The 23,762-nt window shown below is 62.5% G+C and carries 19 protein-coding genes and 1 pseudogene; 12 read left to right on the forward strand and 8 right to left on the reverse strand.

Annotation, left to right across the window (positions count from 1 at the left end):
• Positions 1-217: 217 nt before the first annotated feature.
• A pseudogene (locus ACEWE8_RS10185) lies at positions 218-1,345 on the reverse strand (polysaccharide deacetylase family protein).
• Positions 1,346-1,481: 136 nt separating this feature from the next.
• On the opposite strand from ACEWE8_RS10185, the gene yaaA reads away from it, so the two are divergent.
• The gene (yaaA, locus tag ACEWE8_RS10190) at positions 1,482-2,261 is read left to right on the forward strand and encodes a peroxide stress protein YaaA (protein ID WP_012312824.1); all 780 of its coding nucleotides are present in this window, start codon (positions 1,482-1,484) and stop codon (positions 2,259-2,261) included.
• 68 nt (positions 2,262-2,329) lie between these two features.
• Here the strand turns inward: yaaA and ACEWE8_RS10195 are convergent, their stop codons facing one another.
• The 7 genes from ACEWE8_RS10195 to ACEWE8_RS10225 form a co-directional block, all read right to left on the reverse strand.
• Complete coding sequence (locus ACEWE8_RS10195) at positions 2,330-3,547, reverse strand: efflux RND transporter periplasmic adaptor subunit (protein WP_046784824.1); 1,218 nt, start codon at positions 3,545-3,547, stop codon at positions 2,330-2,332.
• Complete coding sequence (locus ACEWE8_RS10200; protein ID WP_046784823.1) at positions 3,540-5,003, reverse strand: TolC family protein; 1,464 nt, start codon at positions 5,001-5,003, stop codon at positions 3,540-3,542. The genes ACEWE8_RS10195 and ACEWE8_RS10200 overlap by 8 nt, the downstream gene beginning before the upstream one ends.
• Positions 4,996-6,165, reverse strand: a complete 1,170-nt coding sequence (locus ACEWE8_RS10205; protein ID WP_046784822.1) for an ABC transporter permease — start codon at positions 6,163-6,165, stop codon at positions 4,996-4,998. The genes ACEWE8_RS10200 and ACEWE8_RS10205 overlap by 8 nt, the downstream gene beginning before the upstream one ends.
• Positions 6,158-6,823 carry an ABC transporter ATP-binding protein gene (locus ACEWE8_RS10210; RefSeq protein ID WP_046784821.1) on the reverse strand — a complete coding sequence of 222 codons (666 nt, stop codon included), beginning with the start codon at positions 6,821-6,823 and terminating at the stop codon, positions 6,158-6,160. Before ACEWE8_RS10210 ends, ACEWE8_RS10205 begins: the two co-directional genes overlap by 8 nt.
• The gene (locus tag ACEWE8_RS10215; protein ID WP_052750401.1) at positions 6,820-7,614 is read right to left on the reverse strand and encodes a hypothetical protein; all 795 of its coding nucleotides are present in this window, start codon (positions 7,612-7,614) and stop codon (positions 6,820-6,822) included. Before ACEWE8_RS10215 ends, ACEWE8_RS10210 begins: the two co-directional genes overlap by 4 nt.
• 114 nt (positions 7,615-7,728) lie before the next feature.
• The gene (locus ACEWE8_RS10220) at positions 7,729-8,169 is read right to left on the reverse strand and encodes a hypothetical protein (protein ID WP_046784820.1); all 441 of its coding nucleotides are present in this window, start codon (positions 8,167-8,169) and stop codon (positions 7,729-7,731) included.
• Positions 8,170-8,229: 60 nt separating this feature from the next.
• Positions 8,230-8,754: a hypothetical protein gene (locus tag ACEWE8_RS10225; protein WP_125923861.1), complete on the reverse strand. Its 525-nt coding sequence runs from the start codon at positions 8,752-8,754 to the stop codon at positions 8,230-8,232.
• Positions 8,755-9,095: 341 nt separating this feature from the next.
• Here ACEWE8_RS10225 and ACEWE8_RS10230 point away from each other — a divergent pair, with 341 nt between their 5' ends.
• The 11 genes from ACEWE8_RS10230 (at position 9,096) to ACEWE8_RS10280 (ending at position 23,731) form a co-directional block, all read left to right on the forward strand.
• Positions 9,096-10,412, forward strand: a complete 1,317-nt coding sequence (locus ACEWE8_RS10230; protein ID WP_012312817.1) for a nucleotide sugar dehydrogenase — start codon at positions 9,096-9,098, stop codon at positions 10,410-10,412.
• Between the two features lie 67 nt (positions 10,413-10,479).
• Positions 10,480-11,961, forward strand: coding sequence for a mannuronan synthase (alg8, locus tag ACEWE8_RS10235; RefSeq protein ID WP_196997517.1), 1,482 nt, complete (start codon positions 10,480-10,482; stop codon positions 11,959-11,961).
• Positions 11,962-11,998: 37 nt separating this feature from the next.
• A complete protein-coding gene (locus ACEWE8_RS10240; RefSeq protein WP_046784818.1) occupies positions 11,999-13,165 on the forward strand; it encodes a PilZ domain-containing protein in 1,167 nt (388 codons plus the stop codon).
• 12 nt (positions 13,166-13,177) lie between these two features.
• A complete protein-coding gene (algK, locus tag ACEWE8_RS10245) occupies positions 13,178-14,599 on the forward strand; it encodes an alginate biosynthesis TPR repeat lipoprotein AlgK (protein ID WP_046784817.1) in 1,422 nt (473 codons plus the stop codon).
• Complete coding sequence (locus tag ACEWE8_RS10250; protein ID WP_046784816.1) at positions 14,596-16,074, forward strand: alginate export family protein; 1,479 nt, start codon at positions 14,596-14,598, stop codon at positions 16,072-16,074. The genes algK and ACEWE8_RS10250 overlap by 4 nt, the downstream gene beginning before the upstream one ends.
• A gap of 19 nt (positions 16,075-16,093) precedes the next feature.
• The gene (algG, locus tag ACEWE8_RS10255) at positions 16,094-17,653 is read left to right on the forward strand and encodes a mannuronan 5-epimerase AlgG (RefSeq protein WP_046784815.1); all 1,560 of its coding nucleotides are present in this window, start codon (positions 16,094-16,096) and stop codon (positions 17,651-17,653) included.
• A gap of 13 nt (positions 17,654-17,666) precedes the next feature.
• A complete protein-coding gene (locus ACEWE8_RS10260) occupies positions 17,667-19,106 on the forward strand; it encodes an alginate O-acetyltransferase (protein ID WP_395589302.1) in 1,440 nt (479 codons plus the stop codon).
• 7 nt (positions 19,107-19,113) lie between these two features.
• A complete protein-coding gene (locus ACEWE8_RS10265) occupies positions 19,114-20,217 on the forward strand; it encodes a mannuronate-specific alginate lyase (RefSeq protein ID WP_046784813.1) in 1,104 nt (367 codons plus the stop codon).
• A 215-nt stretch (positions 20,218-20,432) separates the two neighbouring features.
• Complete coding sequence (locus ACEWE8_RS10270) at positions 20,433-21,893, forward strand: MBOAT family protein (protein ID WP_012312809.1); 1,461 nt, start codon at positions 20,433-20,435, stop codon at positions 21,891-21,893.
• Positions 21,894-21,904: 11 nt separating this feature from the next.
• Positions 21,905-23,062 (forward strand): alginate O-acetyltransferase, encoded by a 1,158-nt coding sequence (locus ACEWE8_RS10275; protein ID WP_046784812.1) that lies wholly within the window; start codon positions 21,905-21,907, stop codon positions 23,060-23,062.
• Between the two features lie 21 nt (positions 23,063-23,083).
• A complete protein-coding gene (locus tag ACEWE8_RS10280) occupies positions 23,084-23,731 on the forward strand; it encodes an alginate O-acetyltransferase AlgF (RefSeq protein ID WP_039603912.1) in 648 nt (215 codons plus the stop codon).
• Positions 23,732-23,762: the final 31 nt, after the last annotated feature.

A 23,762-nucleotide genomic window follows, 5' to 3' on the forward strand; every position in this document is an offset into this window, starting at 1 on the left:
TCCCCGTATCCGCGTTGCTACGGGCGGGAAGTGAACCTGGCAAGGTGGGCTCGGATGACGCCACCTGTGCTGCAGGAATCGGCTGTCTGGTTTCTTCATACCGCAAAAAGCATGACTAAAAAAAGCATTTTTACGTGTTGGTGAAGTTTATTTTTCCGATTGACGAACAGGACTTGGCGATGGACCCAGACGGGACTACAGTCAGAAGTCAGACCCGTTATTCCTGATAGCCGTATTCACGGCAATCCTCCCAGCCAATGCCGCTTTGCGCGGTATGTTCCAGCAACCATTGCACCGCCGGCTGCGCCTTGGGCAGGCTGTCATGGAACTGGATCACGCCCTTGCGCCACAGCAGCATCAAGGTCACCACCCGCTGGGCCGAGGCTTGGGCTGTCAACGGGCCGTCATCCTGTGCGTCGATATCCCACAGCGACACCCGCAGCTGCTGGCTGGCCATGAATGCCTCGCCATCGGCCCGGCGCTGGCCATAGGGCGGGCGGAACAACGGCACATACTGCTCAGGCAGGTCGGCCTGGATCCGCGCCTGGCTGCGCCTGAGCGAATCCTGCCAGCCATTCCACTGCGCATGCGAGCGATACTCCCACCCCTGAAGCCCCACGCACTGGCCATCATAGAGCTGCCCCAGCGCACCGGCCGCTCCAGCGTCACGGCGCTGCTGCAAGCGGTTGCCCAGTACAAAGAAGGTGCCCTGCATCTTCTGTTTGCGCAGGTAAGCGGTCAGCGTGTCGGTCGTGCTGCCCTGGGGGCCGGGGCCGCCCACGAAGGTCAGCAAGAACATGCGGTCATTCAGCTCATCGCCGCTGCGCTCACGATTGGACAGGCGTTCGACCTCGCTGGTGATCTGCGGCAACAGCGCCGCCTTGCGCAGTTGCTCATCCAGGTAGCGCACATGGAACTGGTGGCTTGGTTCGACCCAGCCGGTATAGAAGGTGCCGACATCGGTAGCGAACGTCGCAGCCCTTGTGCGCAAATCGGCCATGGACTCCACCACGTAGCAGAACGAGGCATCCTGCTCGCAGCTGCGCTGGGCCTACTGGTAGCCCTGCCACAAACGCTGCCACATGCGCGCCCGCAGCGCCCGGACCTTCTGCAGGTTGATCTGCCGCAAGCCCAGGCGCGCAGCCAGCGCCCCATCGTCGAGCAGCTCACTTTCGTGCAGTACCTGGGCAAACGACAGGATCTCTGCGCGCGAGGCGACATCGAACAACGCAGGACTGTCCAACTGTTCGGGCCACAGGCTGCGGTCCAGGCTGGCGGGGGGGATAGGGGCGGCTTGGGCGGCCAGGCTCAGGAGTGAGGCCAGCAAGACACCGGCAATGCGCACGATCGGTCTCTCCGTCACAGCGAAACGCGCACTATAGCGCCTGCTCATCCGATGGTCTGTGACTATTGTCGCCATAGTTTGGCGTTCCCCCCTTCAGTCCGTAGAATCCCCGGCAACGATTCCAGGAGCCGACCCAATGCTGACGGTGATTTCCCCCGCCAAGACCCTCGATTACGACACCCCACCGGTGACCGAGCGTTTTACCCTGCCCCAGTACCTGGACGACTCCCAGGAGCTGATCGTGCAACTGCGTGAGCTGTCACCGGCGCAGATCAGCGAGCTGATGCACCTGTCGGACAAACTCGCCGGCCTCAACGCCGCCCGCTTTGGCAGCTGGACGCCAGACTTCACGCCGGCAAATGCCAAGCAGGCCCTGCTGGCCTTCAAGGGTGACGTGTATACCGGGCTGGACGCCGAAACCCTGAGCGAAGACGACTTCACCTACGCCCAGCAGCACCTGCGCATGCTTTCGGGCCTGTACGGCCTGCTGCGCCCGCTCGACCTGATGCAGCCCTACCGCCTGGAAATGGGTACCAAGCTGGCCAATGCCCGTGGCAAGGACCTGTATGCCTTCTGGGGCACGCGTATCAGCCAATGGCTGAACCAGGCGCTGACCGAGCAGGGCGATGACCTGCTGTTGAACCTGGCCAGCAACGAGTATTTCAGCGCGGTGAAACGCAGCGCCCTGAAAGGCCGGGTAATCAACGTCGACTTCAAGGACCTGAAGAACGGCCAGTACAAGATCATCAGTTTCTACGCCAAGAAAGCCCGCGGCATGATGAGCCGCTTCGTGATCCAGGAACGGGTCAATGACCCGCAGCAGCTCAAGCAGTTCGATGTACAGGGCTACTACTACAGCGCCGAACAGTCCAAGCCTGATCACCTGGTGTTCTTGCGCGATCATCCGGCCGAGTGAGTGCCTGCACCACCGCCAAGCCCTGGTCCCTGGATCTGTGACAACCGACCGGGCCGCACAGCGGCCCCTTACGGAATTCGTACATAACCCGCCGACAGCCCCACCACCTCGACCCCCTGCGCTACCGCGACACCTGCCGTGACCGGTACCTTGCGCCCCTGTCGATCGCCCGTAGCCCGGTAGACCACGTAAGCCTGCCCCGCCTCATCCACCTGCAGCGCCTCTGCCGGTACCGCAATGCCCTGCTCCGTTCTGTGCGCGATCACTGTCAACTGCGCCGTCATCCCAAGGCGCAACAACGGTGTCGACGGCTCCCTCGGCATCTCCAAGGCCACCCGTACGTCGTACCAGGCCCCCTGCCCTTCATCGTTCCTGGCCTGAAGGGCAACGCGTTGCACCTGGCCGGCAAGTGGCTGACCGGCGATGATGACCTCGACCTCCAGCCCTTCGCGCAGCCTGTCCAGATCATGCTCCTGGACTGCGGCAAGCACCTGCAGCTGGCTCAGGTCGACCAGCGTCAGCAATGGCGCACCCTGGCTCACCTGCTGGCCCGCTTGCAGGTGCCGTGAGGCACCGCCCCCAGCGTTGTCGGCACGCACCACCAAGGCCGCAAAAGGCGCCCTGACCACCCTGCGCTCACGCTGGGCCAGCATCGCCTGCCAGCGGGCGTGGGTATTAGCCAGCGCCATCTGTGCAATGCGCAGCTCATCGCCTCGCCCGCGTTCGCGCACCAGGCTCAGCTCCTGTTCGGCATCTTGCAGTGCCTCGCGCTGAGCGACTACCTGCTGCGCCAGGCTGTCGACCTCGATGCGGGCGACGATCCCCCGCTCGAACAGGCGTCGTGTGTCTGCCAGCGCGGCCTCGCTGGCTGCCAAAGCCCCCCGGGCGCCGAACATCGCGCGGCGCGCACGGGCCACCTGCGGCCCGGTTTGCCAACCCTGCAGCAGGCGCACGCTAGTCCGCGCCTTGAGCCACTCGGCCTCGGCCTGGCGTATCTGTACATCCAGTTGTGCGGTATCGAGCCTGAACAGTGGCTGGCCTGGAGCCACCCGCTGCCCTGGCTCCACCTCCACTTCGGCGACCACACCGTCGAATGGCGCAGCCTGGATCTGCTGGTGGACCGCCTGCACTCTGCCGACCAGGCCCACCCGGCTTTCCAGCCGCTGCGGCTCAACCCACAACCAGCGCGCCGCGACATCCTGCCCCTGGCTAGCAGGCCAGGCTTGCCACAGGAGCCACGCTGCCGGCCACGCCAGCAGCCACAACAGCAACCGCCATCTAATCATTGAGCGCCACAGCCCAGCTTTCCAGCGTGGTACCCAGTGTCCGGTCGAGTTCAGCCTGGCCATTGAGGTAGGCAACTCTGGCATCCAGTTCGACGCTCTGCGCATGGCGCAAATCGCTCTCGAAGCTGAGCACCTGGAAATTGCTCGAGCGTCCGACGGCAAGTTTTTCCTGTTCTATCTCCAGCTTGCGCCGCGATAGCGCCAGCGCCCGTGCGGCAATTTCCAGCTGGCGCCAACGCACCTGGGAATCGCGCACTGCAGTCAACACATCGCGCTGGAGTTGCTGGCGCGCCTCGGCCAGGCTGACCTGCTGCCTTTCGACCGCCACGCGGGCACGTACCTCGGCCTGACGCCGGCTCAGGTCTCCAAGCGGTATTTCCAGCTCCAGCCCTACATAGTGCTCCCAGCCGGCCTGGTTGCCAGGGCGCTGGCGCGTCTGGCTGGCCCCGCCGACCAGCGACACGTCCCACCATTGCTCATTGCGTGCCACCTGCAGCTCAATCAACGCCTGCTCACCCGTGATCACCTGCATCAGATACGCAGGCTGCAGCGCTTCGGCTTGGGTCAGAGCCTGCGCAGTATCGACCTGCAAGCGCTGGACGTGGACCTTTTCCACTGCTCGCAAAGGGGTGGCCAGGTCCACTGCCAACACTTGGGCCAACGCCAGCCGGCTTGCGTGGAGCTGATTACGGCTGCTTTCGAGCGCCAACTCCTGCCCAGCCACCTCGGCTTCGGCCTGAACCTTGTCGAATGCGGCCATGCGCCCGGCAGCGATCAGCGCCTGGTTCACCTCTACCAACTGCTGCGCCCGGGCCAGCGCCTGCTGGGCAATGTGCAACTGCTCCTGGGCGTGAAGCAGTTCGCGATAGTGCAGGATGGTACGCGTGATCACTTCAGCCACGCGGTCTTTGAGCACCAGCCGGTTTAGTTGCTCGGCCAGCAGCGCCTGGCGTAGCGGTGCACTGGCCACCTCGCGCCCGGCACCGCGCAGCAGCGGCTGAATCACCATCAGGTTGGCGCCATCACGGTAATGTACGCCAGCCCTGTCGGCGCGTGTCTGGCCGTACGCCCAGTCCAGGCTCAGCCTTGTGCCGTAGGGCGTGAGCAGGCTCGCCGCCGGAGCGAGCTGGACTTCGCGGTAGTGGTCATCACTGTTGCGATTGCCAAGGTAGCGTGCCTTGAATGACAGCTGCGGGGCATAGTGATCACGCGCCACGCGCAGGTCGAATTTCTGCGCGATGCGCTCAAGATAAGCACTGCGGACGGCGCGGTTGTCGCGCAGGGCCAAGGCAACGGCATCGGCCAGCTCCAGCGATACCTCGGCGCCCCCGCTGGCCGCCCAGGCAGTGGCCGACACCGCAAAGCCGTGGTCCGAACGCGGCAGCTGCAGCGGGTCAGCAGCCAGTACGGCACCGCCCAGCAGCGCCGAGCACAGAAAAACGAGCCATCTAGTCATCGCGCAACGCCAATACAGGTTGCAGGTGCGCCGCAGCCAGTGCCGGTTGCAAGCCGAAGAAAAGGCCGAGCGCCAACGCGCTGCCCATGCCCAGCGCTATCGATGACGCATCCAGCGCATAGCGCCAGCCTGACACCAGGGCAAAGCCCCAGCTCGCCGCTAGCCCCACCAGTGTTCCGAGCAACGCTCCGCCAACCGCCAGCAACAGCGCTTCGAGCAGGAACAACCAGGCAATATCGCGGGTGCGTGCGCCCAGCGCCAAGCGCACGCCGATCTCGCGACGGCGCTGCGCTACGCTCATCAGCATCACAGTCATCACCCCGACCCCACCCAACAGCAATGCGATACCGGCGAACCCGGCGAGCACCCACGTGAACATCCGTGACTGGTTAGCCATCCCTTCCAGCAGCTGCTGTGGCAGTTGCACGTCGACCTCGTAACCTGGCAATCGTGCAGCCAGGTAGTCAGTCAGCGCCTGCGCCGTGCCCGTCAACACCGCGACATCATGCCCGCGTGCAAGCACCGTCCCCACCTCGGGCGCAGCGCCCAGGCGGCGCATACCCGGCAAGGGCATCAGCAGAACATCGTCGACCTGTATTGGCAGCATCGGGTTGTAACCCCGCTGCGCAAGCACGCCAACCACCTCGAACAGGTAGCGGCCCGACTGCAGACGATCGCCCACACGCGCACCCAGTTGCCGGGCCAGCGTGGCCCCCAGCAATACATGCGTGGTGTCATCGTCGTAGGCGGACAACAAGCGGCCCTGGCTGGCTTGCAGGTCCAGCACTTGCGCCAGTTGCAGCGTGCTTGCGCCGACCAGGGTCTCATGGCGCTTGCTTGCCAATTGCACTGTGGCCACAGAAACCAGCAATGGCGCAGCGGCGCGAATGGACGCTGGCAGTACTGACAGGTCCAGTGCCACGGGTGCTGCAACTTCAGCGGGGCGTTGCAGATTGGCGACCAGCAGTTCACTGCCCATGCCTCGATACAGCTGCCGAGCATGCTGCGTGGCGCTGTGGCCGATATTGAGCAAGGCCACCAGCGCAGCACACCCCACTGCGATGCCGATCAGCGCCAGCCAGGCGCGGGGGCCTGCCTGACGCAAGCTGACCAACGCCTCGCTCAAGCGCTGTGGCCACGAAGGGCCATAAGCCTCAGGCATCAAAGGCCCCACCGTTGCGCACCTCGATGCAACGGTCCATGTGCCGCGCCATGGCAGGGTCGTGGGTGACCATCAGCAAGGTCACGCCCCGCTCACGATTGAGTGCCAGTAACAGCGCTGCGATACCCTCGGCCGTGGCGCCATCGAGATTACCGGTCGGCTCATCGGCCAGCAGCAACGCGGGCTCCGTCACCAGCGCCCGGGCGATGGCGACCCGTTGCCGCTGGCCACCGGACAAGTCGGCAGGCAGGTGCTGCGCCCGCTGACCTAGCCCGACCGCCTCCAGTTGCTGCTGTGCCGCCTGGCGTGCCGCTACCCGCCCGATGCCCCGGTAACTCAACGGCAAAGCGACGTTGTCCAGCGCAGTCAGGCGCGGCAGCAGGTTGAAGCCCTGGAAGATGAAACCCAGCAGGCGATTACGCATGATTGCGCGCTGGTCGGCGGTGGCGGCGGTCATGTCCCGGCCAGCCAGCACTATCTGGCCACGGCAAGGCTGGTCGAGCAGGCCGATCAGGTTGAGCAAGGTACTTTTGCCCGAGCCGGAAGGGCCGATGATGGCGCAGGTCTGGCCGCAGGGGATGGACAAAGAGACATCTTGCAGGACTGGCTGGCAGCCCAGAATGCGCGCGATACCGTTCACGCAGACTATCGGGTTCATGCCTTGCCCCCCCCATTCTCACCCTGAAATGCAGCGTCGCTCTGCGAGTCGAGTGCTTTCGCTTGATCGCTTCGTGCCGATTTCCACTCCTTTGCCAGCATGTCGATCAACGAAGTATCAAACTCCGGCTGCGGCACTTCATGCTGCGACAACTGCATCATGATATCGGCCTCATAGTTCCCATACTCGGCAACTTCAATGGGCGGTAGAGCATTATAAAAGTCTAGAATCTCATGCAACCCTTCATCAATTCGGCCCGTTCGCTGATATTCAGCATTCATCTTGCCGCTTATTGATTGTGCCCACTGGTTATGCTGGTCTGTTTTTTCGAACATTGCAGCACGCCGCTCACTCACCGTGAAAGCCCCGCTTTCATCGTAAATGATCAGGCTTAGCTGCTCGCGACTAAAACCCTTGAATGGGTTGCTACCTTTGCCACTTGCAAAATCATTGGCTTGGCGCGCACGCGCCAGCAACTCGGCATTATCCGTATCCGGTAGCTGTGAATCATAAAAGTCTTTCGCCAAGGAATATGAAAGCCCTCCCAACCGGTCAAGAATGCTGGCTGCAAGGTCTGCCAGCTCACTACGAGAGAGCTGGCTATCACGCAACGCCGCACGCTCGGCAGCAGCGCTCAACTGTTTAGCCAGGCTCGAAATTTTTTCTTCACCATTCCCCGTTTTGCTGTCTATTTTCTGCGCGTCTACAAGGTCAGATTCCTCTACACGCCTGACAGTTAGAGCCGTGCCAACCTGGCTTTTATATACCCCACGACCATTGACTCCATCCATATACATAACTCCTGCTGCTGATGCAGCACCCACCTTTCGCACAAATACTTCAATTACACTTCGCCGGCGCATACCGGCAAAGTGCAGACGTTGAGAAGCAGACTGAAACGCCACTCACCTCATCGTGAATTCAACTTTCCATGCGAAGTCAGCGGATGTACTCGTAATAGTCGCCGTGCACGTTGCCCCGCCACTTGGCGTTGCGGTTTTGGTCCACTGGGGCTGCTTGATTCCCCCCGGTAACATACGCATCTGAAATGTGGTGCCAAAAGCACACGTCTTGCTGCCAATGGTGTAGCGCACCATCGCACCATTTACGTCCGGGCTTACCAACCGCTGCACGCGCATGAAGGTGGAAGATGAGGCTGGAATCATATTGGAGGGTTTAGGGTTGGCGATCTGATAGCTACTGGTCTCATTTGAGGTCACCAGTTTCATGACTGCGGGCTGAGCGCCGAGATTTTTGATGGTCACCTCAACGGGCGGCCCCGCCTGCGCCAGGCCGGCGGCAAGCAGCGATACGGTGGCAAGCACAATCTGCGATGTCTTTTTCATTAGCGTGATCTCGTCTCTTCCATGTGATTAAGGATGAGACGCCCCTGATGGCCAGTGGCCTCAGGCTGCCCAAGACGCTCCGTCGTTCATGGACAGCTCCGAATAGGGGCGTCCAAGGGTGTTAACGACCAGCCCCGGAAAAACCTTAGCTTTCGCATGGCTTTGAATATTTCTGAATGTGAACCCGCACCACACTGAAGCAGGGATCACGCAGCCACCATGCCAACAAACCAGCGCCAAAAAATCGGCATACGAGCCGTTATCGCAAACCGTCATAAGCCCATTCGTAGTTTTTTGACGAATTTTGAAAAAAATTTTTCGGTGCTGGCACAAAAATATCTCACCCGGATTTCGCCCTTTATATACAGGGGTGCGCCTAAGGCGTGCTATCAGTTTGAAAGTATTCGCCACTGAAGAATTATTTAGAAATCTTTCATCGAGGCGAAACCCACCCAGGAACTTCTTCTGTGACGCATCGCTCATAGTGCCGTAACGAATTTCATGCCTGTGCGGTGTGAGAGATGACTTACAGATGACAAGCAGCCGCGAACCAATAGCGGCTCCGAAACTTTTAACAGATGCCACGGGTACTCCCGTAGGCCCTGCCCAGCAGGAGAGACGCGCCCCTAAAGAATCGTCCTAGTGGTTGATTTCAAAGGATTTTTCCACTTGAAAGAACAAGCACAGCAACGCGCCAAGTAGCGCTTTGCAATAAAGACGGCTGCATTTCAGGGCACGCCTATTAATTACTGGCCTTTGACTGCCAACTTTGAGTGCACAACGTTGTGCGCTCCGGATTTATTCATGCCTGCGCTCGGTGAAGTGTGCATTCGCCATGGGATCCGTGCGCCCTAAAACTGTTGTTAATCAACCCGGTCCGGCTCTTCCCGGAAGAGCTGGCGTGATAAACACATGAGGTGATAGCGATGCGTATCAGCATCTTTGGTTTGGGTTATGTGGGTGCGGTCTGTGCAGGCTGCCTGACGGCGCGAGGCCATGACGTGATTGGTGTGGACGTGTCCAGCACCAAGATCGACCTGATCAACCAGGGCAAGTCGCCCATCGTCGAACCTGGCCTGGAAGCACTGCTGCAGCAGGGCATCGCCAACGGCCGCCTGCGTGGCACCACCGACTTCGCCGAGGCCATCCGCGCCAGCGACGTGTCGATGATCTGCGTCGGTACCCCAAGCAAGAAAAATGGCGACCTGGGCCTGGAATACATCGAGTCGGTCTGCCGCGAAATCGGCTACGTCCTGCGTGACACCACCCGCCGCCACACCATCGTGGTGCGCAGCACTGTGCTGCCAGGCACGGTCAAGAACGTGGTCATCCCGATTCTCGAAGACTGCTCGGGCAAGAAGGCCGGCGTCGACTTCGGCGTCGCGGTCAACCCCGAGTTCCTGCGTGAAAGCACCGCGATCAAGGACTACGACCACCCACCGATGACTGTCATCGGCGAACTGGACAGCGCCAGCGGCGACGTCCTGCAAAGCCTGTACGAAGAACTCGATGCACCGATCATCCGCAAGCCGATCGAAGTCGCCGAGATGATCAAGTACACCTGCAACGTCTGGCACGCCACCAAGGTCACCTTCGCCAACGAAATCGGCAACATCGCCAAGGCGGTCGGCGTCGATGGCCGCGACGTGATGGACGTGGTCTGCCAGGACAAGGTGCTGAACCTGTCGCAGTACTACATGCGCCCTGGCTTCGCCTTCGGCGGCTCGTGCCTGCCCAAGGACGTGCGCGCCCTCACCTACCGTGCCGCCAGCCTCGACGTACGGGCGCCACTGCTCGACTCGCTGATGCGCAGCAACGAATCGCAGGTGCAGAACGCCTTTGAACTGATCGAAGCCCACGACAAGCGCAAGGTCGCCTTGCTGGGCCTGAGCTTCAAGGCCGGTACCGACGACCTGCGTGAAAGCCCACTGGTGGAGTTGGCCGAGCGCCTGATCGGCAAAGGCTACCAACTGGACATCTACGACGAGAACGTCGAGTACGCCCGTGTTCACGGTGCGAACAAAGAGTACATCGAGTCGAAGATCCCGCACGTCTCGTCGCTGCTCAACGCCAACTTCCAGAAGGTCATCGACAACGCCGACATCATCGTCCTGGGCAACCGTGACGAGCAGTTCCGCGCCCTTGCCGAACAGGCACCGGCTGGCAAGCAAGTGATCGACCTGGTCGGTTTCATGAGCAAGCCAACCTGCACTACCCGCGGTACCGAAGGCATCTGCTGGTAAGCCAGCGGCCCGGCAGCGCAGGCCTCCTGCGCTGCCCTTTTCCCAGAATTCTCGACGGATGCTGAACATGCAAAGGCTACAGAAAGTGCTGTTGCAGTGCGCCGGTTGGCTGCTCTACATGAGCCTGCTCATGTTGATCGCCCTGGCCTTGCCGGCCGAAATCTTCGACTCGCAGTCCAAGCACTTCATCTTCCTGGTCGGCGCAGTCGGCATCTGGCGCTACTCCATGGGCGCCACCCATTTCATTCGCGGCATGATCTTCCTATACGGCGTGTACCCCTACCTGCGCCGCAAGGTGCAGAAGATGGGCAGCGCGGCCGACCCGTCGCACGTGTACCTGATGGTCACCAGCTTTCGCATCGAAGCGTTGACCACTGCCCAGGTGTACAGCTCAGTGATCCGTGAAGCGATCGATTGCGGCTTCCCCACCACCGTGGTCTGTTCGCTGGTGGAAATGTCCGATGAACTGCTGGTAAAGAGCCTGTGGGCCAAATACAACCCGCCCGCCCACGTGAAGCTGGACATCGTGCGCATCGCCGGAACCGGCAAGCGTGATGGCCTGGCGTACGGCTTTCGCGCCATCTCGCGGATGCTGCCGGATGAGAACGCCGTTGTCGCGGTGATCGACGGCGACACCGTGCTGGCCGAAGGCGTGGTTCGCAAGACCGTACCGTGGTTCAAGCTGTACCCGAACGTCGGTGGCCTGACCACCAACGAGTTCTGCGAAGTGCGCGGTGGCTACATCATGAGCGAGTGGCACAAGCTGCGCTTCGCCCAGCGCCACATCAACATGTGCTCGATGGCCCTGAGCAAGCGCGTGCTGACCATGACCGGGCGCATGTCGATGTTCCGTGCCAGCGTCGTGACCAACCCCGAGTTCATCGCCGACGTCGAAAGCGACTCGCTGATGCACTGGCGCCTGGGCCGCTTCAAGTTCCTCACCGGGGACGACAAGTCCAGCTGGTTCAGCCTGATGCGCCTTGGCTATGACACCTTCTACGTGCCGGACGCCGCCATCAACACGGTCGAGCACCCGCCGGAGAAGAGCTTCCTCAAGGCCAGCCGCAAACTGATGTACCGCTGGTACGGCAACAACCTGCGGCAGAACTCCCGCGCGCTGGGCTTGGGCATGCGCCGTCTGGGACTGTTTACCAGCATCGTGCTGTTCGATCAGCGCGTGTCGATGTGGACCAGCCTCTTGGGCCTGACCGTGGCCGTGATCGCCAGCCTCAAGTTCGGCCTCGGCTTCCTGCTGGTGTACCTGCTGTGGATCGGCATCACCCGCCTGATCCTCACCATCATGCTGCTGTGCTCGGGGCACAACGTCGGCCCGGCCTATCCGCTGATCCTCTATTACAACCAGATCGTCGGCGCACTGATGAAGATCTACGTGTTCTTCCGCCTCGACAAGCAGTCCTGGACCCGTCAACCGACTGCCCTGAAACGCGACCTCGCCAGTTTTCAACAATGGTTCAACACCTGGTCCTCGCGGACCATGACCTTCTCGGCTGCCAGCATCTTCGTCGCTGTGCTGTTCATGGTCGTGTGAGCCCAACCCGGATCGGAACTAACAGGAACAAACCACCATGAATACCGCCGTGAACGTCAATGTCGTGCATGAGTCCGAAGCCCAGCGCCAGCACGCCCGGGTGCGCATCCCGGCCAAGCTGCGCTACCTGGATGGCGAACGCCAGACCCATGAGGTGAAGGTCGAAGACCTGTCCGCTGGCGGCTTGAGTTTTTACGCCAAGCAGCCGCTGCAGGTCGGCCAGGTACTGCGCGGGCGCTTGCAGTTCGTGGTCGACAACCTGGGCCTGTCGATGGACATCGAGTTTCAGGTGCGCTCCTGCAACCCGAGCGATGGCCGTACCGGTGCGCAGTTCCAGAACCTCGAACCCCGCGACATCGCCACCCTGCGCCACATCATCACCAGCCACCTTTCGGGTGAACTGATCAGCGTCGGCGACGTGCTCAGCACCCTGCAGCGCGACAACTTCACCAAGGCGCGCAAACAGAAGGACGGCGGCTCTGGCCTGTCCGCTTTCGGCCGCCTCAAGGCAGTGACCGTGACCCTCGGGGTGTTCGTCGTTGGTGTAGCCGCCTTCGGCTTCGTCGCCAAATCGCTGTACGGCATGTACTTCGTCAGCCACGCCGAAGCCGGCGTGGTCGCGGTGCCGACCACCAACATCACCATGCCGCGTGACGGCACCGTCAACAGCCTGGTCGAGCCTGGCGGCATGGTGGTCAAGGGCGCGCCGCTGGCAAGCTTCAGCACCAGCATGCTGGACATGCTCAAAGGCCACCTGGACGACTCGCAGCTGGAACCGGCCAAGGTCGAGGAACTGTTCGGCAAGCAACTCTCCGGCACCCTCACCAGCCCCTGCGATTGCGTAGTCGCCCGCCAGCTGGTGGACGATGGCCAGTACGCCGCCAAGGGCCAGCCGATCTTCCAGCTGATCCCGCGTACCAGCAACCCGATGGTCGAGGCACGCTTCAGCTACCGCCAGTTCGACGAAGTCAAGCCAGGTACCCGCGTCAACTTCCAGGTGGCGGGCGAAACCGAAGTGCGCACCGGCCAGATCGTCAGCAGCGCCAGCCTCGACAGCGAAAACCTGGCCTCCGACATCCGCGTGCAGATCAAACCAGACGGCGGCCTGCCTGCCGAACTGGCCGGGCGCCCTGCATCGGTCAGCAGCGACCGTGGCCCTTCGCTCAACTGGCTGATCGACAAAGCCGTGGCCCGTGGGCTGTAAGAGGATCAAACGATGATTCCCCACAAGAAAAGCGCAAGCCTGGGCCTCTGTGCCCTGGCCGCGGCGATCGCCCTGGCAGGCTGTGCGGGCCTGCCTGACCAGCGCCTGGCCAACGAAGCCCTCAAGCGCGGTGACACCGCGCTGGCCGAGCGCAACTACAAGGCCCTGGCTGACTTGGGCTACAGCGACGCACAAGTAGGCCTGGCCGATATCAAAGTCGCTACCCGCGACCCTTCGCAGCTCAAGGAAGCTGAGGCCACTTATCGCGCTGCGGCGGCAACCTCGCCACGCGCCCAGGCACGCCTCGGCCGCCTGCTGGTGGCCAAGCCCGACAGCACCCAGGCCGAACGCGAAGAAGCCCAGGCCCTGCTCAAGCTCGCCGCCAAGCAGGGCCAAGGCAATACCCTGATCCCGCTGGCGATGCTCTACCTGACCTATCCGCAGAGTTTCCCCAACATCAATGCCCAGCAGCAGATCGACCAGTGGCGCGCTGCCGGCAACCCGGAAGCGGGCCTGGCCCAGGTGCTGCTGTATCGCACCCAGGGCACCTACGACCAGCACCTGGGTGAAGTCGAGAAGATCTGCAAGGCTGCGCTGAACACCAGCGACATCTGCTATGTCGAGCTGGCCACCGTGTATCAGAAACGCGGCCAGGCCGACCAGCAAGCCGCCCTGCTCGGCCAGCTCAAATCCGCTTATGCCCGCGGTGCGGTGCCTGCCACTCGGGTCGACAGCGTTGCCCGTGTACTGGCCGACCGTAGCCTGGGCCAGACTGACGAAAAAACCGCCAAAGCGCTGCTGGAACAGGTCGCCCCGGCCAATCCGGCTTCCTGGGTGAGCCTGGCGCAACTGGTCTACGACTTCCCGGAACTGGGCGACACCGACCAGCTGATGGCCTACATCGACAAGGGCCGCGAAGCCGAACAGCCGCGTGCCGAACTGTTGCTGGGCCGCCTGTACTACGAAGGCAAGACCTTGCCCGCCGATGCCGAAAAGGCCGAACACCACCTGCAGGCAGCTGCCGAGGCCGGCGAAATCAGCGCCCACTACTACCTTGGCCAGCTGTATCGCCGTGGCTACCTGGGCAACGTCGAGCCGCAAAAGGCCGTCGATCACCTGCTCAGCGCAGCCCGCGGCGGCCAGAACAGTGCCGACTATGCCCTTGCCCAGCTGTTCAGCGAAGGCCATGGCATTCGCCCACAACCTGGCAACGCCTGGGTATTCGCCCAGCTTTCGCAGGCCAACCCGACGCCGCAGTCCACCGAGCTGCTGCAGCAACTCGACCAGCAGCTCACGCCTGACCAGCGCAGCCAGGCGCAAAGCCTGCTGACGCAGGAAAAGCAGGCTCGCGGCAGCATGGCCCAAGGCGGCACCCTGGCCCTTGAGGCCCTGCAAGACGACGAAAAAGAAGTAGACGGTGAGGACTCGCTATGACGCTCAATCCCTTCGTGAAAGCCGGCATCGGCCTGAGCTTCGCCCTGCTGTGGTCCTGCCCGACCCTGGCCGACATGACCGCCCAGAAAAACTTCGGCCTGGATGTGAAGATCACCGGCCAGTCGGAAGACGATCGCGACCTGGGCACCCGCTCCGGCGGTGACGTCAACGGCCTGGGCCTTGACCTGCGCCCTTGGGTGTACGGCGAGCGCGGCAACTGGAGTGCCTTCGCCATGGGCCAGGCCGTTGCTGCCACAGACACCATCGAAACCGACACCCTGCGCCAGAACGATGACGGCACCACCACCGACACCGGTGACGACAGCCGCCAGCCTGACAAAAGCTACCTGGCCATGCGCGAGTTCTGGGTCGGCTACAGCGGCCTCACGGCTTACCCGGGCGAGCAACTGCGCCTTGGTCGCCAACGCCTGCGCAGCGACGACGGCATGTGGCGCGACACCAACATCGAAGCGTTGAACTGGACCTTCGACACCACCTTGCTCAAGGCTGACCTGGGTGTGGCCCAACGCTTCAGCGAATACCGCACCGACCTGACCGAGCTGGCCCCGGAAGACGAAGACCGTACGCACGTCTACGGTAACGTCGCCACGCAGTGGACACCCGGCCACTGGGTCGGCCTGCGGGCCCACCACACCCATGACAGCGGCAGCCTGAAAAGCCCGGGCGAAACCATCGACGCACTGGACAAGACCCGCACCGGCGACCTCACCTGGCTGGGCCTGGAAGCCAACAGCGACGCCTACAACTGGCGCAACGACCACACCGTCAACTACTGGGGCAGCCTGACCTGGCTGACCGGTGATCGCGACAAGCTCAACAGCCAGCTGGTCGGTGACGACCAGGTCGTCGTCGGCAAGCAGAGCGGCGACGTCAACGCCTGGGCCACCGACCTGGGCATCCGCCTGCGCCTGGACCCGAACTGGCAGGTCGGCGCGGCCTATGCCCGCGGCAGCGGCGGTGGTGGCGACGACGGTTCGAGCAACTTCGAGCAGACCGGCCTTGAGAGCAACCGCTCCAACTTCACCGGTACCCGTTCGCGCGTGCACCGCTTCGGCGAGGCCTTCCGCGGCGAGCTGGGCAACCTGCAGGCGGCCACCCTGTTCGCCTCCTGGCAACTGCGCGAGGACTACGACGCCAGCTTCATCTACCACAAGTTCTGGCGTGTCGATGGTTCGCAGAACATCGGCTCCAGCGGCATCAACGCCGCGGTCAACGACAACGGCGTGAGCCGCCCGCTGGTCAACGGCGAGAAAGACCTGGGCCAGGAAATGGACGTGGTCGTCACCAAGTACTTCAAGCAGGGCCTGCTGCCTGCTTCGATGAGCCAGGCGATCGACGAGCCGTCCGCGCTGGTGCGCCTGCGCGCCGGTGTGTTCAAGCCCGGCGATGCCTATGGCAAGGAAGCGGACTCCTACATGCACCGCGCCTTCGTCGACGTGATCTGGCGCTTCTAAGGCCGGTAGAGGACCTGCAATGAACCTTCACCCGCACTTACGTCACAGCCTTCTGGCCAGCGCTCTGCTGCTGGCCTCAGGGCTGGCCGTCGCCGCAGAACCTGCGGTGATCGCCAAGGAACTGCAGCATGCCAAGACCTACACCGTGTCCAGCGCACCGACCGAGCCGTTGCACATGGACCCGCCCAAGCTGCCCGATCTGAGCGGTTACACCGCCGCCGCTGTGCAGAAAAAGATCGACCGCAGCCACAAGGGCAAGGTCAGCGTGCGCCGCATGCTGCAGGAAGAATCGCTCAAGGAATTCATCGGCGGCGACAACAAGGCTGCCGAGTGGGTACAACGCCAGCACGGCATCCCCCAGGCGATCTTCGTCGATGACGGCCATGTCGACCTGGTCGAACTGAGCAAGAAGGTGCCCAAGCAGTACCTCAGCGAAGTCGAGCCAGGTGTTTACCTGGCGCGCCTGCCGATCGTGGTCGGGCACAAGGGCATCCTCGAGATCGACGGCAAGGTCAAGCAACTGCGCCTGTCCCAGGAGGGCGGCGCGTTCCTGGTCAATGACGGCAAACTGTTCGTCAGCGACACCCAGGTCACTGGCTGGCGCGAGAAGGACAACGGCCCGGCGACCTTCCGCTCGCCCAATGAATTCCGCCCGTTCCTGCTGTCGTGGGGCGGCACCGAGACGTACATCGTCAACACCAAGATGGCCAGTTTTGGCTATGCCAAGTCCAAGTCTTACGGTGTGAGCATCTCGCAGTACACCCCGAACATGGCCAAGCGCATGGGCCGCCCGGAGCCCACCGGCTGGATCATCGGCTCGGAATTCAGTGACATGTGGTACGGGTTCTACTGCTACGAGACCCAGGACTTCGTGGTCAAGGACAGCACCTACCGCGACAACATCGTCTACGGCATCGACCCGCACGACCGTTCGCACCGCCTGATCATCGCCGGCAATACGGTGTATGGCACCAAGAAAAAGCACGGGATCATCGTCTCGCGTGAGGTCAACGACAGCTGGATCATCAACAACAAGAGCTACGACAACAAGCTCTCGGGCGTGGTGATCGACCGTAACAGCGTCAACAACCTGATCGCCTACAACGAAATTTACCGTAACCACACCGACGGCATCACTTTGTACGAAAGCGGTGACAACCTGATCTGGGGCAACAAGCTGATCAGCAACCGTCGCCACGGCATCCGCGTGCGCAACAGCGTCAACATCCGCCTGTACGAGAACGTCGCCATGGCCAATGGCCTGGTTGGCGTGTACGGGCACATCAAGGACCTGTCCGACACCGACCGTGACATCGCCCTCGACCCGTTCGACACCAAGGTCTCGCTGATCGTGGTCGGCGGTGAGCTGGCGGCCAACGGCTCGGGGCCTCTTTCGATCGATTCGCCGCTGTCGGTGGAGCTGTACAAAGTCTCCATGCTCGCCCCGCGCAAATCCAACGGCATCAGCCTCAACGGCATCCTGGGCGAGCGCCAGGACGAAATCCTCGACCTGCTGGTGCGCCAGCAGAAGGCCGTGCTGATCGACCCGGTCGAACGCCAGACCGAAATGATCGATTAAGGAAGCCCAGACCATGACCCCACACTTGATGAAACTGCTGGGCCTGTCCGCCGCCCTCCTGGCCATCAGCCAGGGCGTGCGCGCCGACGAGGTCAAGGCGCCGACCTTCACTGCCGAGCCTTGCTGCCAGCTGTGTTCCGAAGCACACGACGCCAGCCGCTACACCACACGCTACCAGCAGAACTTCACCACGCTGGTACAGGCCAAGGGCGACTGGCTGTTCCGTACCCGCGAAGACCTGCGTACCGAGTTCAGCACCACACCGGCAGGCTACAAACGCCTGCAGCAAGTGCACGACGCGTTCAAGAAGCGGGGCGTGGAACTGGTGGTGGTGTACCAGCCCACCCGAGGCCTGGTGAACCGCAACATGCTCAACCCGGCCGAGAAAGCCGCCTTCGATTACCAGAAGGCCCTGGGCAACTACCAGGCCATGCTCAAGCGCTTCGCCGGCATGGGCTACAACGTGCCGGACCTGTCGCCGCTGACCAACGAACAGTTGGCGGCCGCCGAGCAGGGCAAGGACTTCTACTTCCGTGGTGACCAGCACTGGACGCCTTACGGCGCCGAACGTGCAGCCAGAATCGTGGCCGATACCGTACACAAGATGCCGGCCTTCGAAGGTATCCCGCGCAAGGAATTCGAGACCCACAAGTCCGGGCGCATGGGCAAGACCGGCACCCTGCACAACGTTGCCGGGCAGCTGTGCGGCACCAGCTACGCCGTGCAGTACATGGACCAGTTCGCCACCGAACCGAAAGGCGCCAGCGGCGGCGACGATCTGTTCGGCGACAGCGGTAACGCCCAGATCACCCTGGTCGGCACCAGCCACAGCGGCAAGAACTACAACTTCTCGGGCTTCCTCGAGCAGTACATCGGTGCCGATGTGCTCAACGTCGCCTTCCCTGGCGGCGGCCTGGAAGGCTCGATGATCGAGTACCTGGGCAGCGAGGAATTCCAGAACAATCCACCGAAGATCCTTATCTGGGAATTCTCGCCGCTGTATCGCCTGGACCAGGAAACCATCTGGCGGCAGATCCTCGCTCTGCTCGACGATGGCTGTGACGCGCGCCCGGCACTGATGAGCGCCAGCAGCACCCTCAAGCCCGGCAAGAACGAGCTGATGGTCAACGGCAAGGGCGGCGTGATCAAGGACCTGGTCAACCGCAACCTGCAGATGGACATCAAGTTCGAAGACCCTTCGGTCAAGGTGCTGCAAGCCACCCTCTGGTACCTCAACGGGCGCCACGAGGACATCAAGATCGAGAAGCCGGAAACCTCCGACACCAATGGCCGCTTCGTCTTCCAGATGCGTGAAGACGAGGACTGGGCCAGCCAGAACCTGCTGGCCCTGGAAGTCCAGGGGCCGGAAAACGGTACCCAGAAGGTCGAGGCCAAGCTCTGCAAACGCAACAACTACGCCGTGCCCGCGCAAACCGCGCAAGCCGGCCAGTGAGGCGATCATGACTGCATTCAAGCGAATCTTCAGCCCGGCCCTGCTCGTTCTGGCCCTGTACGGAGGTGCCGCGCATGCCGCGCTGGTACCGCCCCAGGGTTATTACGAGGGGATTGAAAAGATCAAGACCAGCGACGGCAACTTCCGCTGCGAATCTGCGCCCAAACCTTTCACCGGCGCGCTGCAATTTCGCAGCAAGTACGAAGGCTCGGACAAGGCTCGGGCGACCCTGAACCGGGACTCGGAACAAGCCTTCCGCGACTCCACCAAAGACATCACCACCCTTGAGCGTGGTGTCGCCAAGATGGTCAACCAGTACATGCGTGACGGCCGCCCGGCACAACTGGACTGCACCCTGACCTGGCTGGGCACCTGGGCGCGCGCCGATGCGCTGATGTCCACCAACTACAACCACACCGGCAAGTCCATGCGCAAATGGGCGCTGGGCAGCATGAGCGGCTCGTGGCTGCGCCTGAAGTTCTCCAATTCGCAGCCACTGGCGGCACACCAGGCCGAGGCCGAGCTGATCGAGAAGTGGTTCGCCCGCCTCGCCGAGCAGACCGTGCGCGACTGGAGCAACCTGCCGCTGGAGAAGATCAACAACCACAGCTACTGGGCGGCCTGGTCGGTGATGGCCACCGCCGTGGCCACCGACCGCCGTGACCTGTTCGACTGGGCGGTGAAGGAATACAAGGTCGGCGCCAACCAGATCGACGACCAAGGCTTCCTGCCCAACGAAATCAAGCGCAAGCAGCGTGCCCTGGCCTACCACAACTACGCCCTGCCGCCACTGGCGATGATCGCAAGCTTTGCCAAGGCCAATGGCGTGGACCTGCGCAGCGAAAACAACTTTGCCCTGCAGCGCCTGGGTGAAGGCGTGCTGTACGGCGCCCGCGACCCGCGCCACTTCGCCGAGCGCGCGGGTGAGAAACAGGACATGAAGGACCTCAAGGTCGACGGCAAGTACGCCTGGCTCGAGCCTTGGTGCGCGCTGTACCAGTGCGTGGGCGACACGCTTGAGCGCAAACACCGGATGCAGCCGTTCGACAGCTTCCGCCTGGGCGGCAACCTGACCCAGGTCTATGACCCGAGCGCGCAATCCAAGAAATGAGCGTTGCCTGAATGGGGGCCGCTTTGCGGCCCATCGCGACGCAAGGCCGCTCCTACAAGGACGGCGCTGAATCTGTAGGAGCGGCCTCGCGTCGCGAAACGAGGGCCAAGCCCTCGCCAGCGGTATTGAAGCAACAAAGGTTTCCTCCAGTTTCTCACTGGGGGGTTTGGGGGGCGCTTTGCCCTGGATGCTGTGAACAATTTAGGAGAACCGGGATGGTCTTCTCGTCCAACGTGTTCCTGTTCCTGTTCTTGCCGATATTCCTCGGCCTGTACTACCTGAGCGGGCAACGCTATCGCAACCTGCTGCTGCTGGTCGCCAGCTACATCTTCTACGCCTGGTGGCGGGTGGACTTCCTCGCCCTGTTCGCCGGTGTCACCCTGTGGAACTACTGGATCGGCCTGAAAGTCGGCGCCGCTGGCGTGCGCACCAAGCCTGCACAGCGCTGGCTGCTGCTGGGCGTAGGCGTGGACCTGGCGATCCTCGGCTACTTCAAGTACGCCAATTTCGGCGTCGACAGCCTCAACGCGATCATCAGCTCGTTCGGCCTTGAGCCCTTCATCCTCACCCACGTGCTGTTGCCGATCGGTATCTCGTTCTACATCTTCGAGTCGATCAGCTACATCATCGATGTGTACCGCGGCGACACCCCGGCCACCCGCAACCTGATCGACTTCGCAGCGTTCGTGGCGATCTTCCCGCACCTGATCGCCGGCCCCGTGCTGCGCTTCAAGGACCTGGTCGACCAGTTCAACAACCGCACCCACACCCTGGACAAGTTCTCCGAAGGCTGCACCCGCTTCATGCAGGGCTTCATCAAGAAAGTGTTCATCGCCGACACCCTGGCGGTGGTCGCCGACCATTGCTTCGCCCTGCAGAACCCGACCACCGGTGACGCCTGGCTCGGTGCGCTGGCCTACACCGCGCAGCTGTACTTCGACTTCTCCGGCTACAGCGACATGGCCATCGGCCTGGGGCTGATGATGGGCTTCCGCTTCATGGAGAACTTCAAGCAGCCTTACATCAGCCAGTCGATCACCGAGTTCTGGCGCCGCTGGCACATCAGCCTGTCGACCTGGCTGCGCGACTACCTGTACATCACCCTGGGCGGCAACCGCAAAGGCACCTTCAACACCTACCGCAACCTGTTCCTGACCATGCTGCTGGGCGGGCTGTGGCACGGCGCCAACTTCACCTACATCATCTGGGGCGCCTGGCACGGCATGTGGCTGGCAATCGAGCGCGCACTGGGCCTGGACACCAACCCGCAGCGCTTCAACCCGGTCAAGTGGGCGTTCACCTTCCTGCTGGTGGTGGTCGGCTGGGTGATCTTCCGCGCCGAAAACCTGGAAGTGGCCGGCCGCATGTACGGCGCCATGTTCAGCTTCGGCGAGTGGCAGCTGTCCGAACTCAACCGCGCCCAGCTCACCGGGCTTCAGGTGGCGACGCTGGTCATCGCCTACATCACCCTGGCGTTCTTCGGCCTGCGTGACTTCTACCGCAATGCCACCCCGCCGGCAGCCATGCGCACCCCGGCGCAGGTCAATGCCGACGGCTCGCTTGGCCTGGACTGGACCCGGGTGATGACCCGCGCCCTGATCCTGCTGCTGTTCGTGGCCTCGATCCTCAAGCTTTCGGCGCAGAGCTACTCGCCGTTCCTTTACTTCCAGTTCTGAGGTTGATGACCATGACCCGGACATTACGCATCACCTATTCCCTGTCGTTCATCGGCCTGCTGGTAGGCATGGGCGCCTGGTCCACCGGTGGCCTGCAAAGCTTCCAGCGCACCGAACAGATGACCGTGCTCAACGGCAAGCTGGCCAAGGCCGCCGAGACGCACTACGACGATGAGTTCCCGATCAAGCGCCTGGGCACCAACCTCTGGGCCGCGCTGGATTACAAGCTGTTCAACGAAGGCCGCCCGGGCGTGGTGCTGGGCCGTGACCAGTGGCTGTTCAGCGACGAAGAGTTCAAACCGACTGCCGGTGCCGACCAGCTCATGCAGGAAAACCTGGCGCTGATCCGCGGTGTGCGCGACACCCTGCAACAGCACGGCAGCCAGCTGGTGCTGGCGATCGTGCCGGCCAAGGCGCGGGTCTACTCGGAGTATGTGGGCAAGGAGGCACCAGCCAGCCTGCATGACGACCTGTACAACCAGTTCCATGCCCAGGTCCGTCAGGCCAACGTGTTCGCCCCTGACCTGATGGCCCCGATGGAACAGGCCAAGGCCCGCGGCCAGGTCTTCCTGCGCACCGATACCCACTGGACGCCGATGGGCGCTGAAGTCGCCGCACAGGCTGTGGCCGAGGCGGTCGGGCGCCAGAGCCTGCTCAATGGCGACCCCCAGACGTTCATCACCGAGGCCGGCAACACCGCCCCGTACAAGGGCGACCTGACCAACTTCCTGCCACTGGACCCGCTGTTCAGCAACCTCTTGCCCAGCCCGGACACCCTGCAGCAACGCAGCACGCGCCCGGTCGAGGCCGAAGGTGATGCGGGCGATGCCCTGTTCGCCGACAGCCAGATCCCGGTCGCCCTGGTCGGTACCAGCTACAGCGCCAACCCGCACTGGAACTTCCTCGGCGCGCTGCAGCAGGCCCTGCGCAGCGACGTCGCCAACTATGCCGAAGACGGCCACGGCCCCCTGCTGCCAATGCTCAAGTACCTGCAAAGCGATGCTTTCAAGAACGCCGCGCCACAGGTTGTGGTGTGGGAATTCCCCGAACGTTATCTGCCAATGAAAAACGACCTCAGCAGCTTCGATCCACAGTGGATCGCGCAACTGAAGAACACCCGCAAATCCGAAGAAAACCTGGCCCTGTCGTCCAACCGGACGGACCACTGATAGATAGAGAGGAACACGCACATGACTACCAAGACTTCCATTGCCAAAGCCCTCACCCTCGCAGCAGGCCTGTCGTTGGCTTCGATGCAGGCATTCGCCGGCGCCGACGCTGCCCTGTATGGCCCGACCGCACCGAAAGGCTCGACTTTCGTGCGCCTGTACAACGCCTCCCCTGCACCGGCTGCCGCCAGCGTCGGCAACACCCAGATCAAACAGGTCGGCGCCCAGGCCAGCAGCGACTTCAGCTTCCTCCCGGGCGGTGACTACACCGCGCAGGTCGCCGGCAAGAGTGTCCCGGTCAAGCTCGCCGCAGACAAGTACTACACCCTGGTCAACAACGGCAGCGGCAACCCGCAGCTGATCGAAGAACCGCCTTTCAAGAACAAGCAGAAAGCCCTGGTGCGTGTACAGAACCTGAGCGATCAGTCGCTGGCCCTGAAGACCGCTGACGGCAAGACCGAGGTGGTTACTCCGGTGGCTGCCAAAGGCCGTGGCGAGCGTGAGATCAACCCGGTCAAGGTGAACCTGGCCCTGTTTGCAGGAGACAAGAAAGTCAGCGACGTCAAACCCGTCGCCCTGGAGCGCGGCGAAGCCGCCGTGCTGTACGTCACCGGCTCGGGCAGCAGCCTGTCGCCGGTATGGGTCACCCGCCCAGTGTCCACCAACTGATCCTCTGCCTCTTTAACGACCTTATTGGAGA

It is taken from the genome of Pseudomonas sp. TR47 (assembly GCF_044143025.1).
GTDB lineage: Bacteria > Pseudomonadota > Gammaproteobacteria > Pseudomonadales > Pseudomonadaceae > Aquipseudomonas > Aquipseudomonas putida_E.